Here is a 17,200-nt window from a genome sequence, read left to right as displayed (position 1 = left end):
TGAAATGATCTTAAAACGGTTAATGATGTGAATACAATGCATTTGTGATCTGGATCGCGTTTTCCGTTTCTCTGACGCTGATTCTTTCACGCGTCAGAGAGTCGTTCACATCACGGTTTAATGACGTTCAGGGAGGTCTGGCGTTTTGGCAGTTGCGGGTATAGGTGGTCTGACAGGGGAGCGAGGCCTGTTTTTCACCAGGTCTTCATGAGTAACTTTTGGCGGCGTTTCATTTTTTACAAAAAGTTTGAGGGTCTTGCGCGCCATATGTTTGATAATTTTATCATCACTTAATGATGCTGGCATCAACACGTCAATCAAATCACTTTCATTGGGATTCATAAATTGGTGATAGTGCAATAACATATTGGCGAAAAATAAAAACAACTCCTGAAAATGTGGAAAATCTTGTTCTGCTAAAAGGGATAAAAAGCAGATGCAGACTTCGGGTAGTACATGTTTGTTAGAACCTAGTGAATCCATCAGACTTTGCAATAAATCCTCTTTTAATTCGCTGTCCGTTATGTCGAGAATAGCGGTGAGCAAGTTAGGTTCTTTATTCCCGAACCATCTGTGAACCTCAGAGTTATTCCATAATCGGGGGAGTATGACAAAATTACCGCGAGAGATAAAATTCAGGACAAGCAAATCAAACTGGCGTATGTAATCTGCAGCGGTATGGTGATCCGGATGCAGGGGTTCAATATGTGGCGTATGCGCTCTTTTGATAGGAACGCCAGGGTTGATTATTGGAAATTGTTCTATAAAGTCATTCAGAAAAAGAAAGAGCACACGCTCGACGCCGGTCTGAAATACGCGCCCCATAGTGACAGGCTTTGGGTTGGGAGCGCAAAAAATATTAATTTCCCCATCATGGCGGAAATTATCTAAATAAATAGGGCTTAAATTTATTACTACCTGAAATTCAATATTTTCTTTGTGTCTTCCATTCTTGACGGGATAAGTGAGTTTAAACTGAACCTTTTCATTGTATAGCGTGTCGTTACCCCGAAAAGAAGTCCTCTGAATATATGATAAGTTGTCAAGGTTATTAAATATCTTTTTTGTGGCTGAGTTGATGTTTAAAGACGTGCGCCATTCTTCATCACATATTATTGTACTAAGTGCATCAATGAAATCCTTTAAAACTTCTTTTACCTGCGGTGCAATATTACGTACGGGAAAATCATCAGGAAGAGATATGTAATTGCTGATGCTTACTGGCGTAACCATATTTGCTCCATATAGTCATAAGTCATCGGAACATCACTATATAGAGCATATTAGCCGCAAGAACTATCAAAAATAGCTCATTGGTAACCCTGTTTTGCCGAGTCAGGCACATCCAGCAGTTGAATAAATGCCTCGAGCGGACGCGTTTTCGCACCGCGACGCCAGACCAGCCAGGTTGTTAACCAACGCCATTGCTCAGCTAACGGCCACGCTTCAACCTGGTGATGCCCCGGCATACTTTCCAGCATAGAGCGCGGAATAAGCGCAATACCTGCTCCTGCGACCACACAGGCCAACATCCCGTGATACGACTCCATCTCGTGAATAGTTCCCGGAGCGGCACCATCAGCATGAAACCAGCTCTCGAAGTGGCGACGATACGAACAATTGGCGCGGAAGGCATAAATGTTACTGCCATTTACCTGACTGGCGCGGGTTACTGGCGCATGTCCTTGTGGCGTGACGATCATCAGCTCCTCGCGGTACACCGGTATCCCGTCAATGGCAGTATGGTTAATGGGCCCATCAATAAACGCTGCATTCAGTTTTCCCTCCAGCACCCCTTCCAGCATAGTGCCGGAAGGGCCGGTGGAAAGTGAAAACTGAATTTTGGGATAACGACGGTTAAATTCCGCCAGCGTGACCGGAATGCGCACCGCAGCGGTGCTTTCCAGCGAACCAAGAGAAAATAAACCTTGCGGCTCATCGCCAGCGACAACGCTCCGCGCTTCATCCACTAACGCGAGAATTTGTTGGCTATAGCGTAAAAAGTTATGCCCGGCAGGTGAGAGACGTAAACGCTGATTCTCGCGAATAAACAGATCAATCCCCAGTTCTGTTTCCAGCTGGCGTAGACGGGTAGTGAGATTCGACGGCACGCGATGCACTTTTGCTGCAGCCTGGGTAATGCTGCCAGCTTCGGCAACCGCGTTGAACATCTCCAGTTGGGTCAGATCCATGGCATTCTCAATTCGTGAATAAGTGACTTAATATTATTCATTTTCAAGCAAGAGTAAATCTGCGTATCTTTTTACCATAACCCATAAAGGAGATACCCCGATGACCATTACTCCGGCAACTCATGCAATTTCGATAAATCCTGCCACCGGTGAACAACTTTCTGTGCTGCCGTGGGCTGGCGCTGATGATATCGAAAACGCACTTCAGCTGGCGGCAGCAGGCTTTCGCGACTGGCGCGAGACAAATATAGATTATCGTGCTGAAAAACTGCGTGATATCGGTAAGGCTCTGCGTGTCCGTAGCGAAGAAATGGCGCAAATGATCACCCGTGAAATGGGCAAACCAATCAACCAGGCGCGCGCTGAAGTGGCGAAATCGGCGAATTTGTGTGACTGGTATGCAGAACATGGTCCGGCAATGCTGAAGGCGGAACCTACGCTGGTGGAAAATCAGCAGGCAGTTATTGAGTATCGACCGTTGGGGACAATTCTGGCGATTATGCCGTGGAATTTTCCGTTATGGCAGGTGATGCGTGGCGCGGTTCCCATCATTCTTGCAGGTAACGGCTACTTACTTAAACATGCGCCGAATGTGATGGGCTGTGCACAGCTCATTGCCCAGGTGTTTAAAGATGCGGGTATCCCACAAGGCGTATATGGCTGGCTGAATGCCGACAACGACGGCGTCAGTCAGATGATTAAAGACTCGCGCATTGCTGCTGTCACGGTGACCGGAAGTGTTCGTGCGGGAGCGGCTATTGGCGCACAGGCTGGAGCGGCACTGAAAAAATGCGTACTGGAACTGGGCGGTTCGGATCCATTTATTGTGCTTAACGATGCCGATCTGGAACTGGCGGTTAAAGCGGCGGTAGCCGGACGTTATCAGAATACCGGACAGGTTTGTGCAGCGGCAAAACGCTTTATCATCGAAGAGGGAATTGCTTCGGCATTTACCGAACGTTTTGTGGCAGCTGCGGCAGCCTTGAAAATGGGCGATCCCCGTGACGAAGAGAACACTCTCGGACCAATGGCTCGTTTTGATTTACGTGATGAGCTGCATCATCAGGTGGAGAAAACCCTGGCGCAGGGTGCGCGTTTGTTACTGGGCGGGGAAAAGATGGCTGGGGCAGGTAACTACTATCCGCCAACGGTTCTGGCGAATGTTACCCCAGAAATGACCGCGTTTCGGGAAGAAATGTTTGGCCCCGTTGCGGCAATCACCATTGCGAAAGATGCAGAACATGCACTGGAACTGGCTAATAATAGCGAGTTCGGCCTTTCAGCGACCATTTTCACCACCGACGAAACCCGGGCCAGACAGATGGCGGCACGTCTGGAATGCGGTGGGGTGTTTATCAATGGTTACTGTGCCAGCGACGCGCGAGTCGCCTTTGGTGGTGTGAAGAAGAGTGGCTTTGGTCGTGAGCTTTCCCATTTTGGCTTACACGAATTCTGTAATATCCAGACGGTGTGGAAAGACCGGGTCTGACGCTATATATTCAGCTCTGATATACTCGCAGGTCTTTTCAGACCTGCGGTCCAGGAGTAGAAAGTGGCAGTCGCCATGGATAATGCAATTTTAGAAAACATCTTGCGGCAAGTGCGGCCGCTCATTGGTCAGGGTAAAGTCGCGGATTATATTCCGGCGCTGGCTACGGTAGACGGTTCCCGATTGGGGATTGCTATCTGTACCGTTGACGGACAGCTTTTTCAGGCCGGAGACGCGCAAGAACGTTTTTCCATTCAGTCTATTTCCAAAGTGCTGAGTCTCGTTGTCGCCATGCGTCATTACTCCGAAGAGGAAATCTGGCAACGCGTCGGCAAAGATCCGTCTGGATCACCGTTCAATTCTTTAGTGCAACTGGAAATGGAGCAGGGTATTCCGCGTAATCCGTTTATTAATGCCGGTGCGCTGGTGGTCTGCGATATGTTGCAAGGGCGATTAAGCGCACCTCGGCAACGTATGCTGGAAGTCGTGCGCGGCTTAAGTGGTGTGTCTGATATTTCCTACGATACGGTGGTAGCGCGTTCCGAATTTGAACATTCCGCGCGAAATGCGGCTATCGCCTGGCTGATGAAGTCGTTTGGCAATTTCCATCATGATGTGACAACCGTTCTGCAAAACTATTTCCACTATTGCGCCTTGAAAATGAGCTGCGTAGAGCTGGCCCGGACATTTGTCTTTCTGGCTAATCAGGGGAAAGCTATTCATATTGATGAACCTGTGGTGACGCCAATGCAGGCGCGGCAAATTAACGCGCTGATGGCGACCAGTGGTATGTACCAGAACGCGGGGGAGTTTGCCTGGCGGGTGGGACTACCGGCAAAATCTGGCGTTGGTGGCGGTATTGTGGCGATTGTTCCGCATGAAATGGCCATCGCAGTCTGGAGCCCGGAACTGGATGATGCCGGTAACTCGCTTGCGGGCATTGCTGTCCTTGAACAATTGACGAAACAATTAGGGCGTTCAGTTTATTAATGCAGTCTCTCGATCCACTCTTCGCGCGTTTATCCCGTTCAAAATTTCGCTCTCGCTTTCGTTTGGGTGTGAAAGAGCGTCAGTATTGTCTGGAGAAAGGCGCGCCAGTCATTGAACAACATGCGGCAGATTTTGTCGCTAAACGTCTTGCTCCGGCATTACCGGCTAATGACGGTAAGCAAACCCCCATGCGCGGGCATCCGGTGTTTATCGCTCAGCACGCCACTGCAACCTGTTGTCGCGGTTGTCTGGCTAAGTGGCATAACATTCCGCAGGGTGTTTCGTTAAGCGAAGAACAACAACGTTATATCGTGGCGGTAATCTATCACTGGTTGGTTATACAGATGAATCAGCCATGATAATTACGGAAATCGATAAAATGGCATTCATTAGGTATCTTTAGTTGCCGCCGTTGTCAGCGAACATGCTATCCTTTCTAAGAATTTACTTATTGCGTTGAGATAATTGCCACCCGCAATTGTATGGACAGATAATTAATGCATGTACAGCCCATTTCAACTTTCCGTTTGTTCCAGGAAGGTCATCTGCTACGTAATAGCATCGCTATTTTTGTGCTAACCACGCTGTTCTATTTTATTGGTGCAGAGTTACGGCTGGTTCACGAACTTTCTCTTTTCTGGCCGCTGAATGGCGTAATGGCGGGGGGGTTTGCCCGCTATGTCTGGCTTAATCGACTGCATTACTATGCGATCAGTTATGTGGCGATGCTGGTTTATGATGCCATAACCACCGAATGGGGGCTGGTTTCACTGGCTATCAATTTCTCCAATATGATGTTTATTGTTACCGTCGCCTTACTGGTCGCGCGGGATAAGCGTCTGGGGAAAAATAAGTATGAGCCAGTAAGTGCCTTACGGCTATTTAATTACTGTCTGATTGCCGCATTATTATGCGCTATTGTCGGGGCGATTGGTTCGGTCAGTATTGATAGTCTGGATTTCTGGCCTTTGCTTGCCGACTGGTTCAGTGAGCAATTCTCAACGGGCGTGTTGATCGTGCCTTGTATGCTGACGTTGGCAATTCCTGGAGTACTGCCGCGCTTTAAAGCAGAGCAGATGATGCCTGCTATCGCGCTTATTGTGTCGGTTATTGCCTCGGTAGTCATTGGCGGAGCGGGGAGTCTGGCGTTTCCGCTCCCTGCATTAATCTGGTGTGCAGTGCGCTATACGCCGCAGGTAACATGTCTGTTGACCTTTGTCACCGGTGCGGTGGAAATCGTACTGGTGGCAAATTCGGTGATTGATATCTCGGTCGGTTCGCCATTCTCCATTCCAGAAATGTTCTCCGCACGTCTCGGTATTGCCACGATGGCGATATGCCCAATTATGGTTTCTTTTAGCGTGGCAGCGATCAATTCGCTAATGAAGCAAGTTGCGCTGCGAGCCGACTTTGATTTTCTGACTCAGGTTTACTCACGGTCCGGTCTTTATGAGGCGCTGAAAAGTCCATCGCTGAAACAGACACAACATCTGACTGTCATGCTGCTTGATATCGACTATTTCAAAAGCATTAACGATAACTATGGACATGAATGTGGCGATAAAGTGTTAAGCGTGTTTGCCCAGCATATTCAGAAGATTGTCGGTGATAAGGGGCTGGTGGCGCGAATGGGCGGCGAGGAATTTGCTGTTGCAGTGCCATCGGTGAATCCTGTAGATGGTCTGCTAATGGCGGAAAAAATCCGTAAAGGCGTTGAACTGCAACCGTTCACCTGGCAACAAAAAACGCTTTATCTCACGGTAAGTATTGGCGTCGGTAGTGGTTGCGCATCGTACCGAACGCTGACCGATGACTTTAATAAATTGATGGTCGAAGCCGATACATGTCTGTATCGCTCGAAGAAAGATGGGCGCAACCGTACCAGCACTATGCGTTACGGTGAGGAAGTTGTCTGACATCTTTATTCATTCACAGCGATTTAAATGGAATGTGTTCTACCACTTTATTGAGCGAATAAAAGGCGTAGTTCCTCGATTAAACCATGATCCGCGCCACACTTTTCTCATAAAACTGCTCATTAATCATCAGGAGTTGATCAAAACAGGGGTTCGGCGTATTAAAGTTTGCTAACCTGTCGTACCAATTCAAACAGGTTGTATGACTAATCAGAAGGGAACCCATTGTGAAAACACTAAATCGTCGCGATTTTCCCGGTGCACAGTATCCAGAACGTATCATTCAGTTTGGTGAAGGTAACTTCCTGCGCGCCTTTGTTGACTGGCAAATCGATCTCCTGAATGAGCACACCGATCTGAATTCTGGCGTGGTCGTTGTTCGTCCGATTGAAACTTCATTCCCGCCGTCACTGAGCACGCAGGACGGTCTGTACACCACCATTATCCGTGGTCTGAACGAGAAGGGGGAAGCGGTCAGCGACGCGCGTCTGATTCGCTCTGTTAATCGTGAAATCAGCGTCTACAGTGAATACGATGAATTCCTGAAACTGGCGCACAACCCGGAAATGCGCTTTGTTTTCTCTAACACCACCGAAGCGGGTATCAGCTACCATGCGGGCGATAAATTCGATGACGCGCCAGCGGTAAGTTATCCGGCAAAACTGACCCGTCTGCTGTTCGAACGTTTTAGCCATTTCAACGGTGCGCTGGATAAAGGTTGGATCATCATCCCGTGTGAGTTGATCGACTACAATGGCGACGCGTTGCGTGAACTGGTGCTGCGCTATGCGCAAGAGTGGGCACTGCCAGAAGCATTTATTCAATGGCTGGATCAGGCTAACAGCTTCTGTTCTACGCTGGTGGACCGTATCGTTACCGGCTATCCGCGTGATGAAGTGGCTAAACTGGAAGAAGAACTGGGTTATCACGATGGTTTCCTCGACACCGCTGAACACTTTTACCTGTTTGTGATTCAGGGGCCGAAATCCTTAGCGACTGAACTGCGTCTGGACAAATATCCGCTCAACGTGCTGATTGTTGACGATATTAAACCGTATAAAGAACGCAAAGTGGCAATACTCAACGGTGCGCACACCGCGCTGGTGCCGGTGGCGTTCCAGGCAGGGCTGGATACCGTAGGTGAAGCGATGAACGATGCTGAAATTTGTGCATTCGTTGAAAAAGCCATCTACGAAGAGATTATTCCGGTACTGGATTTGCCTCGTGATGAACTGGAATCTTTCGCCAGTGCAGTCACCGGACGTTTCCGTAATCCGTACATTAAGCATCAGCTGCTGTCTATCGCGCTTAACGGTATGACCAAGTTCCGCACCCGTATCCTGCCGCAGCTGCTGGCAGGGCAGAAGGCAAACGGCACACTTCCGGCGCGCCTTACTTTCGCATTAGCAGCATTGATTGCGTTCTATCGCGGTGAGCGTAATGGAGAAACATATCCGGTACAGGACGATGCCCACTGGCTGGAACGTTATCAGCAACTCTGGAGCCAGCATCGTGACCGTGTTATCGGCACCCAGGAACTGGTTGCTATTGTGTTGGCTGAAAAAGACCACTGGGAGCAGGACCTGACGCAAGTGCCTGGTCTGGTCGAGCAGGTGGCTAATGACCTGGATGCGATTCTCGAAAAAGGAATGCGCGAAGCTGTACGTCCGTTGTGCTAATACTCTGAACCCGGTTTCGACCGGGTTTCTTATTTCACTATATTAGTTACAACATCCTATGTGCCTTTATCATTAACGGGTGCCATATGCCACACCTGTAAATGTTGTAAGCTTGTAGGTAATTTGTAAGTAGTGTCTTGAGAATGTGATCGTAATCACGTTTAATAGGGCGACTTTTCCACGCCTGAAGATAACCATGATTGTTCGTCCACAACAACACTGGCTGCGCCGTATTTTTGTCTGGCACGGTTCAGTATTATCCAAGATATCCTCGCGCTTACTACTCAATTTTCTCTTTTCGATCGCTGTTATTTTCATGCTGCCCTGGTACACGCATTTGGGCATTAAATTCACCCTCGCACCGTTCAGCATTCTCGGTGTCGCCATCGCCATTTTTCTTGGTTTTCGTAATAATGCCGGGTACGCGCGTTACGTTGAAGCGCGAAAACTTTGGGGGCAGTTGATGATTGCCTCGCGGTCGTTACTGCGCGAGGTAAAAACGACATTACCGGATTCGGCAAGTGTAAGGGAGTTTGCCCGGCTGCAAATCGCCTTCGCCCACTGTTTACGCATGACATTACGCAAACAGCCACAGGCGGAAGTGCTGGCTCATTATCTCAAGACTGAAGATCTTCAGCGTGTACTGGCTTCGAACTCTCCAGCTAACCGCATCTTGTTAATAATGGGGGAGTGGTTGGCGGTTCAGCGACGCAATGGACAACTTTCAGATATCCTGTTTATTAGCCTCAACGATCGGCTTAATGATATTTCAGCGGTCCTGGCAGGATGCGAGCGCATTGCCTATACGCCAATTCCCTTTGCCTACACCCTGATTTTGCATCGCACCGTGTATCTGTTTTGTATCATGCTGCCGTTTGCGCTGGTCGTGGACCTGCATTACATGACGCCTTTTATCTCTGTGCTGATTTCCTACACTTTTATTTCGCTGGATTGTCTGGCGGAAGAACTGGAAGATCCCTTCGGTACTGAAAACAATGATTTACCGCTGGATGCCATCTGCAACGCTATTGAAATTGACCTGTTACAGATGAACGATGAAGCAGAAATTCCAGCGAAAATTCTTCCCGATCGCCATTACCAGCTGACGTGATAATTACTCCGTACGGCGGGCAACAATAAACAGACGCGGAAATGCCAGCAGTATCTCTCCGTTCTCTTGCAGTGGATACTGCTCTTCCAGCATCTGATGGTAGCGCGTAAGAAAATGCTGCTGTTCGCTCTCGGTCAGATCCTGTAACCACGGACGTAATCCAGTGGCGGTCACCCAATCGATAATCGCCTGGTGCGACGGCATCTGGTGATAGTAAGTGGTTCGCCAGATATCGACCTCACATCCGGCTTCGCTCAAAATATCGTAGTAAGCATGAACGCCAGCCAGCGGCTCACGCCCGCGATCCGGATAATTTTGTTCCCAGGCGACTTCGCGCATGAGCACATGGGTTGGCTCTAGCCAGTTATCTGGCATCTGTACTGCCAACACACCATGCGAATTAAGTAAAGAAACCAGATGAGGGAACAATTCGTAGTGGTCGGGCAGCCATTGCAGTGAGGCATTAGCAAAAATCAGATCGAGTGCCTGTTCCGGTTGCCAGTTGCGGATGTCTGCTTCCACGAACTGGCAGTCTGGCAAAGCACTGCGCGCTTCAGCAATCATCGCCGGAGATGAGTCGACGCCTGTTATCCTGGCCGCAGGCCAACGTTGATGCAGCAGGGCGGTGCTGTTACCTGGGCCACAGCCAAGATCGGCAACGTATTTGATATTCTCCAGCGGCACTCTGGCAAGCAGCTCCACCGCCGGACGCGATCGTTCAGCGGCAAAGTGCAGATATAAAGAGGGGTTCCAGTCAGACATTTTTTTACTCCCGTCAGCGCGTTACCCCAATTGTAGATAAAATTGATAAATTCGCCTCACGGCATCAACCCATTGAACAGACGTTTTTTACGCGGCCCGGTCATTAAAGATTCCAGTTTCGCGACACAGGTTTTGTAGTGGGGCGTGGTTTTATGGAACGCCACTGCGTCTTCATCTTTATAAGCTTCGTAGATATAAAAGCGCGAATTCACTTCCGGGTCCTGTAAGACATCGAAGCGCAAATTGCCTTCTTCCTGTACCGAGCCCAGGTGGTTCTGGCGAAAAACTTCGATAAACTCGTCAACCTTGTCTTCATGAACGTTAATTTCAACCAGTGTGACGTGCATAATTCTTCTCCTTAAATCCGCAGTTACTGTTTTTCACTCAGATAGAGTTCATATGCCCGATCAGCCGTTTCGTTATGGTGAACCACCGCCTGTACGGCTTTCATCATCGCCACCGGATGGTCAGACTGGAAAATATTACGCCCCATATCCACACCAGAAGCGCCCTGATCGATAGCCTGCCAGCACATTTCCAGCGCCTCGCGCTCCGGTAATTTTTTACCGCCAGCAATAACAATGGGTACCGGACATCCGGCAACAATCCGTTCAAAACCTTTATCGACATAATAGGTTTTGATAATTTGCGCCCCCATTTCAGCGGCGATTCGAGTCGCGAGCGAGAAATAACGCTGATCGCGCACCATATCTTTGCCCACGCCTGTCACGGCCATGGTCGGCATTCCCACTTTCATTCCGGCATCGACCAGCTGAATAATATTTTTGATCGACTGATGTTCATATTCGCTGCCGATATAAACCTGCGCCGCCACCGCGCAACTGTTCAGGCGCACGGCGTCATCCATCGATAACGCCACGGCTTCATTACTTAATTCCGCCAGAATAGAGTTCGCACCAGACGCCCGCAGTACCACCGGCTTATTGGTCGCAGGGGGGACTACGCTGCGCAAAATGCCGCGCGTACACATTAATACATCGGCATGTTCAAACAGCGGGGCGATACTTATATCAATGCGTTCAAGTCCGGTAGTCGGCCCCTGAAAATAACCATGATCAAAAGCCAGCATCACGGTTTTACCCGTTTTCGAATTAAATATCCGCGATAAGCGTGACTGCATTCCCCAATCCAGTGCACCGCAACCTTTCAGGGTAAAAGGGATATTTTGTTGCGGTTGATCGGTACGAAAATCCTTACCATCTTTAATATCGTCTAAATCTGCCATAACGTACTCCGGTTAAGTAATGCACATCAGAAATCGTATTTGCCGATATTCTCTTTGTTGAATATCACGCGCTCCGGTAACAGTACGATGCCATTACCATCCGCTTCGTAGTCATAGCCCTGAACGCTGTTTGGCGAGACTTCAACCTGACCTACGCCCTGAATATCCAGCTTGTCGCCCGTTTTCATTGATCCTTTTTTCAATAATGCATCCGCGACATAAACTGATATTTTGCCTTGCTGAACCACATCCCACAGGCCAAATTCTTTCACCGTGCCGCGTTCCACATATGGACGCATCACATTTGGCGTACTGAATCCGACAATCGCAACTTTGTCATTTTTCAGGTTTTCTGCGGCTTGTGCGGCAGCGGGCAGGGCATTGGCATCGGGGGCGATAATGGCGTCGAGATCGCTATAGGCTTTTAATATTCCTTCTGCGGTTTGTAACGATTTAGTGGCATCGTTATAGCCAAACTGCGTAGTGACAATTTCCCAGCCTGGATGCTCTTTGGCGATTTTCGCTTTCGCTTCTTTCACCCACTGGTTTTGGTCCGTAACGGTGGGGCTTGAGTAGAAAAACGCGACTTTGGCTTTGTCTTTATTCACCTGACGCGCCGCCATATCCACCAACATACCTCCCAACTGGGCGGGCGTTCCCTGATTAATGTAGTAAGAGCGGCACTCCGGTTTGGTATCAGAGTCCCAGGTCAGCACTCTCACACCACGTTGCATGGCGCGTTTCAGTGCCGGACACAAGCCATCAGGCGAAACCGCAGAAACGATAATGGCGTTATAACCCTGATTGACGAAGTTATTAATCAACTGTACCTGACCAGAAACACTGGGTTCTGTCGGCCCGTCGTAGGTCACATCAACGCCCAGCTCTTTACCCGCTTGTTGTGCGCCGTTGCCACCGCTGGTAAAAAATCCCACGCCAACCAGTTTGGGAATAAATGCAATACGCTCTGCGGCCTGCACATTCATAGAGATTGCGGCAATGCCAAGAGCGCTAAGTAAGGCGATTTTCTTAAAGCGATGAAGTGTCATGAAGATATCCTTTATGGCAATGGGTTATTGGCCCGACGCGCCAGCCACTCTTTAATTTGCTGGCGATGCAGGCTAACGGAACGACCTACGACAACGACGATAAGTAGCGCACCGGAAAGGGCGCTGGACACCTGATTTGGCACTCCTGCCATTTGCAAACCTTGTTGCAAATATCCCACTAATAAAACCGCAATGGCGGTGCCGATAATGGAACCAGAACCACCATAAATATTGGCACCGCCGAGCACTACGGCGGTGATGGCGGGCATCAGAAACGACGCACCGAGATCGGAACGTGCTGAACCAAAATACGATACCAGCAGCACAGCGGCGACCGCAGACGCCAGCCCCGTCATGGCATAGAGCGCACACAAGGTGCGGTTTACCGGAATCGCGCTATAAACCGCCACACGCGGGCTTTGCCCAATTAAAAACACGTTACGTCCGGCATGGGTTTTATGCAGCCAGAGCCAGAAAACGAGGAGACATATCAGGAAGATAATCAGCGGAACGGGGAGTCCCAGCACATCCAGGTTAGCGAAATCTGTAAACGCCATCGGGAATCCACCAATACCTTCGTACCCCGTCGCTCCGGCCATCCCGGAAAGCAGCAGGGCGCTTCCGGCAAACAGATACAGCGTGCCAAGCGTAATCACCAGCGGGTTAACTTTGGTATAGATAATTAATCCGGCGTTGATCAACCCGCACAATGCGCCGAGCAGTAAGGTCAGAAGAATCGCCAGCGGCATCGGCACACCACTTTGAAACAGTACGCCCAATGCAATGGCGCAGAGGCCGATGGTCGAACCAAACGAAATATCGATCCCACCACTGACAATCACCATCGTCAGCGGTAGGGCGACAATGCCAATGCAGATAAAGTCACTGGTGCTGAACAGCAACATATTGAGATCTAACATCCGCGGGTTAATTGCACCAAATGCAACAATCTCAATAACGAGCAGTGCGGCAAGAGCCAGTTCCCAACCGTAGCGAATACGCATTACGCGGCCTCCCGTTTTTTACCTGACGAAGCGGGTTTAACGGGTGGCGGTGGCATCATAAAGCGGGCATATTTTTGCCGCCGCAGATTACGTTCCAGCGCACAACGCAGGCGTCCATCAAACACCAGCACCGCCAGCAGAACCATGCCCGCGATAAAATCATTCCACCATGCCGGAATGCGCAACAGCACCAGTACACTATCGATCTGCGTCAGGAACCATGCGCCGAGTACCGCACCGATGATCGCGCCGGAACCGCCGAGCAAACTAATGCCGCCCAGAACGCAGGCTGCAATTGCTTTCATCTCCAGCCCGGTACCGGTCTGGTTGGGGATAAAACCAATCTGCGAAGCAAACACAATTCCCGCCAGTGCCGCCATGCAGCCGTTCAACGAAAATGCCACAATGCGAATGGCTTCCGTACGAACGCCCAGTTGACGAGCGCCCTGTAAATTATCGCCCGTGACATAAAAACTGCGTCCAAACGCCGTCTTTGCCAGCAGCCAGGCCATAAATGCCACCAGAATTATCGTCAACCAACCAATCGCGGAAACGCCAAACAGCAGCGGGGCGGAGAGTTGTTTCAGTTCGGCGGGTAATCCCTCAATCCATTTACCGCCAGTCCACAGCAACATGATGCCTCTGTACAACCCTAATGTACCGAGCGTGGCAACAATGGCAGGGATCTTTAGCCACGCGACCAGGACACCGTTGAAAAATCCCGCGAGCAAACCAAGCAGTAAAGTCGCGACACAAGCAACAGGTAGTGAATACCCCGCGTTCAGTAACATCCCCAACAGCACCGCGCACATTCCGGTAATCGAACCCACTGAAACATCAATATTGCGCGTAAGCATTACCAGCGTCGCGCCCATTGCCAGCAGGATCAGGATTTGCGCGCTGCTATAAACCATGGTCAGCGTTTGCACACTTAAATACTGACGGTCGAGAAAACCGGGTAATACAAACAGCAGCACCACCGCCAGCAGTGCCGTGATTTCACGGTTGTTCTGAATAAATTTCAGCATGACGCCTCCTGACGCTGACTATCGCCGAAGGCAACGCGCATAATGGTCTCGACATTAATATCGCGCCCGGTCAGTGCAGAGTGGGCAATTTCGCCCTGATGCATCACATACACGCGATCTGCCATCAGTTCGATCTCTTCGAGATCAGAGGAGATAAGCAGCACAGCCACATTCTGTGCGGCGATGCTGCGCAACAGTTGGTAGATATCATTACGCGCCGAGACATCCACGCCGCGCGTCGGCTCATCGACAATCAATACTTGCGGCGAGGCTTCCAGGCATTTGGCAATCAGGATTTTTTGCTGGTTGCCGCCGGATAAGGTCCGCGCAGCTTGTTCCGGTTGGTTAAATTTAATATTCAGCGCCCGACGATATCGTTCCAGGGTGGCATTATCTTTCGCGGTTTTCGCCCAGAATCCACGAAGGTTATGAGTAAGGGCGCAGACGTTCCACGCCAGTGAAGCATCGAGATTAAGTCCGGATGACTGGCGATCTTCCGGCAGATAAACCAGACCGCGCAGTAAACGTTCTCCGGTGGATAATCTATTGATCTCTTTACCATTCAGCATAATGCGTCCGCCACGCAAAGTACGCAGACCATAGAGCGTCTCGGCCAGTTCTGTGCGTCCGGCTCCCACCAGCCCAGCCAGGCCCAGAATTTCTCCGGCATTGAGCGTCAGGCTGACATTCCTGAAACCTTCGCCGGTCAGATTTTCCAGTGTCAGCACCGGCGTTCCCGCGGCATGTTGTGGGCGGTTGCCAGGTAATTCCAGCCATAATTTTTGGCTGGCAGAGAGCGATTTTTCCCGTAGCGCTGGCGTAATGGCCTGAATAATGTCGTCGGTAGACAGTTCGCTGGTTTTGCCGCTTAAGGCGATGGTTCCGTCGCGCATCACGCTAATTCGGTCGGCAATCTGGCGAATTTCCGGCAGCTTATGCGAGATAAAAACAATACCCACGCCAGTAGCAAGCAGCTCCCGCAAGCGAATAAACAAACGTTCGGTTTCGGCGGGAGTAAGCGAGGCGGTAGGTTCATCGAGGATCAGAATTCGCGAATCGCGCATCAGCCCGCGGAGGATTTCCACCATTTGGCGATCGGCGACATCCAGCGATCCTGCCAGACTATGCAGATCAAACTGGCAGCCCAGCGCCGCCAGCAAGTTATTCATTTTCTGTATGGAGAGCTGTTTTTTTGCCAGACCAAACAGGATGTTTTCTTTTATCGACAGGCTTGGAAAAAGCAGCGGTTCCTGGGGAACGAGATAAATGCCCAGCTGATGAGCATGAACTGGCGTTAATCTGACGTAGTTGTTGCCCCCAATCTCCAGCGTACCGCTATCAGCAGGGGTAATACCGGCAATAATCTTCATTAACGTCGATTTACCGGCACCATTGCCGCCGAGCAGGGCGTGGACCTCCCCCTGATGCAACGTAAAATCGATGCCTTTCAGGACATTAACTCCTGAATACTGTTTATAAACCGAGCGGGCGCAAAGTAGCGGTAACGCGCGGGTATCACTCGTTTGCATATTTCCCCCGTTCAGTTTTGCAGGTGAGTTTTGAACAAATGTATTTCTGCTTTTAATTTGTTCATAACCTTAGGTGGACATTGCACATATTTCCGACGAATAGATCACAATTTATGCTATTTTGATTTTCACGGTTGCGTTTGTTCATGCTCATAGAGTCAAACTGTGGTTGCCATCACAGATATAAATGCGCAAGAACTGAACAATTGCATTAAAGATTTAAGTATGTTCAAAGTGAAGAATGAATTATGACAATCAACGATTCGGTAATTTCAGAACAGGGAATGTGTGAAGAAGAACAGGTCGCACGGATTGCGTGGTTTTACTACCACGACGGGCTGACCCAGAGTGAGATCAGCGATCGTCTCGGCCTGACCCGTTTGAAAGTGTCGCGATTACTGGAGAAAGGGCATCAATCCGGCATTATTCGCGTACAGATTAATTCACGCTTTGAAGGCTGTCTGGAATATGAAACACAATTATGTCGTCAGTTTTCGCTGCAACATGTCCGGGTGATCCCAGGGCTTGCGGATGCTGATGTCGGCGGGCGACTAGGGATAGGCGCGGCGCATATGTTGATGAGTTTACTTCAACCACAACAGATGCTGGCGATTGGTTTTGGCGAGGCAACCATGAATACGCTGCAACGCTTAAGTGGTTTTATTTCGTCACAGCAAATTCGCCTGGTCACGCTCTCCGGTGGAGTCGGTTCTTATATGACGGGTATCGGGCAGCTTAACGCGGCGTGCAGTGTGAATATTATTCCGGCTCCGTTGCGGGCATCCTCCGCTGACATTGCCCATACGCTAAAAAATGAAAATTGCGTCAAAGATGTTCTGCTAGCCGCACAAGCTGCGGATGTGGCGATTGTCGGCATTGGGGCCGTGAGTCAACAAGACGACGCGACGATCATTCGCTCCGGTTATATCAGCCAGGGCGAACAGTTAATGATTGGTCGAAAAGGGGCGGTTGGCGACATTTTAGGCTACTTTTTTGATGCAAAAGGTGACGTTGTCACGGATATTAAAATACATAACGAACTGATTGGCTTACCTTTAAGCGCGCTGAAGACCATACCCGTCCGGGTTGGCGTGGCAGGGGGAGAAAATAAAGCCGAAGCAATTGCCGCTGCAATGAAAGGCGGTTATATCAACGCACTGGTTACCGATCAGGATACAGCAGCGGCGATTTTACGTAGTTAAATT

General features: G+C 49.8%; 16 protein-coding genes. 7 read left to right on the top strand and 9 right to left on the bottom strand.

Going from position 1 to position 17,200, the window contains the following annotated elements:
• Positions 1-117: 117 nt before the first annotated feature.
• On the bottom strand, positions 118-1,233 hold the full coding sequence (gene yneK, locus ACJHWR_RS00115; RefSeq protein WP_000258568.1) for a putative protein YneK: 1,116 nt from the start codon (positions 1,231-1,233) through the stop codon (positions 118-120).
• 77 nt (positions 1,234-1,310) lie between these two features.
• Positions 1,311-2,192, bottom strand: coding sequence for a putrescine utilization regulator PtrR (gene ptrR, locus ACJHWR_RS00110; RefSeq protein WP_000366491.1), 882 nt, complete (start codon positions 2,190-2,192; stop codon positions 1,311-1,313).
• Between the two features lie 100 nt (positions 2,193-2,292).
• Here ptrR and sad point away from each other — a divergent pair, with 100 nt between their 5' ends.
• From sad to ACJHWR_RS00080, 6 genes are all read left to right on the top strand, one after another.
• Positions 2,293-3,681: a succinate-semialdehyde dehydrogenase gene (gene sad / locus ACJHWR_RS00105; protein WP_000156623.1), complete on the top strand. Its 1,389-nt coding sequence runs from the start codon at positions 2,293-2,295 to the stop codon at positions 3,679-3,681.
• A 63-nt stretch (positions 3,682-3,744) separates the two neighbouring features.
• Positions 3,745-4,671 carry a glutaminase B gene (gene glsB / locus ACJHWR_RS00100; protein WP_000257409.1) on the top strand — a complete coding sequence of 309 codons (927 nt, stop codon included), beginning with the start codon at positions 3,745-3,747 and terminating at the stop codon, positions 4,669-4,671.
• Positions 4,671-5,030 (top strand): DUF4186 domain-containing protein, encoded by a 360-nt coding sequence (locus ACJHWR_RS00095; RefSeq protein ID WP_001191032.1) that lies wholly within the window; start codon positions 4,671-4,673, stop codon positions 5,028-5,030. The genes glsB and ACJHWR_RS00095 overlap by 1 nt, the downstream gene beginning before the upstream one ends.
• A gap of 138 nt (positions 5,031-5,168) precedes the next feature.
• The gene (locus tag ACJHWR_RS00090) at positions 5,169-6,587 is read left to right on the top strand and encodes a diguanylate cyclase (RefSeq protein ID WP_139352213.1); all 1,419 of its coding nucleotides are present in this window, start codon (positions 5,169-5,171) and stop codon (positions 6,585-6,587) included.
• A 227-nt stretch (positions 6,588-6,814) separates the two neighbouring features.
• The gene (gene uxaB / locus ACJHWR_RS00085) at positions 6,815-8,266 is read left to right on the top strand and encodes a tagaturonate reductase (protein WP_000854633.1); all 1,452 of its coding nucleotides are present in this window, start codon (positions 6,815-6,817) and stop codon (positions 8,264-8,266) included.
• A gap of 196 nt (positions 8,267-8,462) precedes the next feature.
• Positions 8,463-9,377 carry a bestrophin family protein gene (locus ACJHWR_RS00080; protein WP_001313828.1) on the top strand — a complete coding sequence of 305 codons (915 nt, stop codon included), beginning with the start codon at positions 8,463-8,465 and terminating at the stop codon, positions 9,375-9,377.
• 3 nt (positions 9,378-9,380) lie between these two features.
• Here the strand turns inward: ACJHWR_RS00080 and tam are convergent, their stop codons facing one another.
• Genes tam through lsrA form a run of 7 tightly spaced genes read right to left on the bottom strand, consistent with a single transcriptional unit; the run spans position 9,381 to position 15,995 of the window.
• A complete protein-coding gene (gene tam, locus ACJHWR_RS00075; protein WP_001286571.1) occupies positions 9,381-10,139 on the bottom strand; it encodes a trans-aconitate 2-methyltransferase in 759 nt (252 codons plus the stop codon).
• Between the two features lie 56 nt (positions 10,140-10,195).
• Positions 10,196-10,486, bottom strand: coding sequence for a (4S)-4-hydroxy-5-phosphonooxypentane-2,3-dione isomerase (gene lsrG, locus ACJHWR_RS00070; RefSeq protein WP_000558527.1), 291 nt, complete (start codon positions 10,484-10,486; stop codon positions 10,196-10,198).
• 23 nt (positions 10,487-10,509) lie between these two features.
• Positions 10,510-11,385 (bottom strand): 3-hydroxy-5-phosphonooxypentane-2,4-dione thiolase, encoded by an 876-nt coding sequence (lsrF, locus tag ACJHWR_RS00065; RefSeq protein WP_000774194.1) that lies wholly within the window; start codon positions 11,383-11,385, stop codon positions 10,510-10,512.
• A 26-nt stretch (positions 11,386-11,411) separates the two neighbouring features.
• Positions 11,412-12,434, bottom strand: a complete 1,023-nt coding sequence (gene lsrB / locus ACJHWR_RS00060; protein WP_000172466.1) for an autoinducer 2 ABC transporter substrate-binding protein LsrB — start codon at positions 12,432-12,434, stop codon at positions 11,412-11,414.
• A gap of 11 nt (positions 12,435-12,445) precedes the next feature.
• On the bottom strand, positions 12,446-13,438 hold the full coding sequence (gene lsrD / locus ACJHWR_RS00055) for an autoinducer 2 ABC transporter permease LsrD (RefSeq protein WP_001222725.1): 993 nt from the start codon (positions 13,436-13,438) through the stop codon (positions 12,446-12,448).
• Positions 13,438-14,466, bottom strand: a complete 1,029-nt coding sequence (gene lsrC, locus ACJHWR_RS00050; protein WP_000911178.1) for an autoinducer 2 ABC transporter permease LsrC — start codon at positions 14,464-14,466, stop codon at positions 13,438-13,440. Before lsrC ends, lsrD begins: the two co-directional genes overlap by 1 nt.
• Positions 14,460-15,995, bottom strand: coding sequence for an autoinducer 2 ABC transporter ATP-binding protein LsrA (gene lsrA, locus ACJHWR_RS00045; protein ID WP_001194902.1), 1,536 nt, complete (start codon positions 15,993-15,995; stop codon positions 14,460-14,462). The genes lsrC and lsrA overlap by 7 nt, the downstream gene beginning before the upstream one ends.
• Positions 15,996-16,243: 248 nt before the next feature.
• Here lsrA and lsrR point away from each other — a divergent pair, with 248 nt between their 5' ends.
• Entirely contained in the window at positions 16,244-17,197 is a 954-nt protein-coding gene (gene lsrR, locus ACJHWR_RS00040; RefSeq protein WP_000154347.1) for a transcriptional regulator LsrR, read from the top strand.
• Positions 17,198-17,200 lie beyond the last annotated feature (3 nt).

The sequence above is a fragment of the Escherichia sp. WS568 genome (genome assembly GCF_046486085.1).
GTDB lineage: Bacteria > Pseudomonadota > Gammaproteobacteria > Enterobacterales > Enterobacteriaceae > Escherichia > Escherichia coli.
Note: the sequence above shows the minus strand (reverse complement) of the source record. Positions and strands in the feature narration are given on the sequence as shown.

Bases quoted from the DNA above. Each gene is read 5' to 3' on its own strand.
- lsrD (WP_001222725.1), bottom strand. From the start codon at position 13,438: ATGCGTATTCGCTACGGTTGGGAACTGGCTCTTGCCGCACTGCTCGTT.
- lsrB (WP_000172466.1), bottom strand. From the start codon at position 12,434: ATGACACTTCATCGCTTTAAGAAAATCGCCTTACTTAGCGCTCTTGGC.
- yneK (WP_000258568.1), bottom strand. From the start codon at position 1,233: ATGGTTACGCCAGTAAGCATCAGCAATTACATATCTCTTCCTGATGAT.
- ACJHWR_RS00080 (WP_001313828.1), top strand. From the start codon at position 8,463: ATGATTGTTCGTCCACAACAACACTGGCTGCGCCGTATTTTTGTCTGG.
- lsrA (WP_001194902.1), bottom strand. From the start codon at position 15,995: ATGCAAACGAGTGATACCCGCGCGTTACCGCTACTTTGCGCCCGCTCG.
- lsrG (WP_000558527.1), bottom strand. From the start codon at position 10,486: ATGCACGTCACACTGGTTGAAATTAACGTTCATGAAGACAAGGTTGAC.
- lsrC (WP_000911178.1), bottom strand. From the start codon at position 14,466: ATGCTGAAATTTATTCAGAACAACCGTGAAATCACGGCACTGCTGGCG.
- lsrF (WP_000774194.1), bottom strand. From the start codon at position 11,385: ATGGCAGATTTAGACGATATTAAAGATGGTAAGGATTTTCGTACCGAT.
- ACJHWR_RS00090 (WP_139352213.1), top strand. From the start codon at position 5,169: ATGCATGTACAGCCCATTTCAACTTTCCGTTTGTTCCAGGAAGGTCAT.
- ACJHWR_RS00095 (WP_001191032.1), top strand. From the start codon at position 4,671: ATGCAGTCTCTCGATCCACTCTTCGCGCGTTTATCCCGTTCAAAATTT.
- sad (WP_000156623.1), top strand. From the start codon at position 2,293: ATGACCATTACTCCGGCAACTCATGCAATTTCGATAAATCCTGCCACC.
- tam (WP_001286571.1), bottom strand. From the start codon at position 10,139: ATGTCTGACTGGAACCCCTCTTTATATCTGCACTTTGCCGCTGAACGA.
- ptrR (WP_000366491.1), bottom strand. From the start codon at position 2,192: ATGGATCTGACCCAACTGGAGATGTTCAACGCGGTTGCCGAAGCTGGC.
- lsrR (WP_000154347.1), top strand. From the start codon at position 16,244: ATGACAATCAACGATTCGGTAATTTCAGAACAGGGAATGTGTGAAGAA.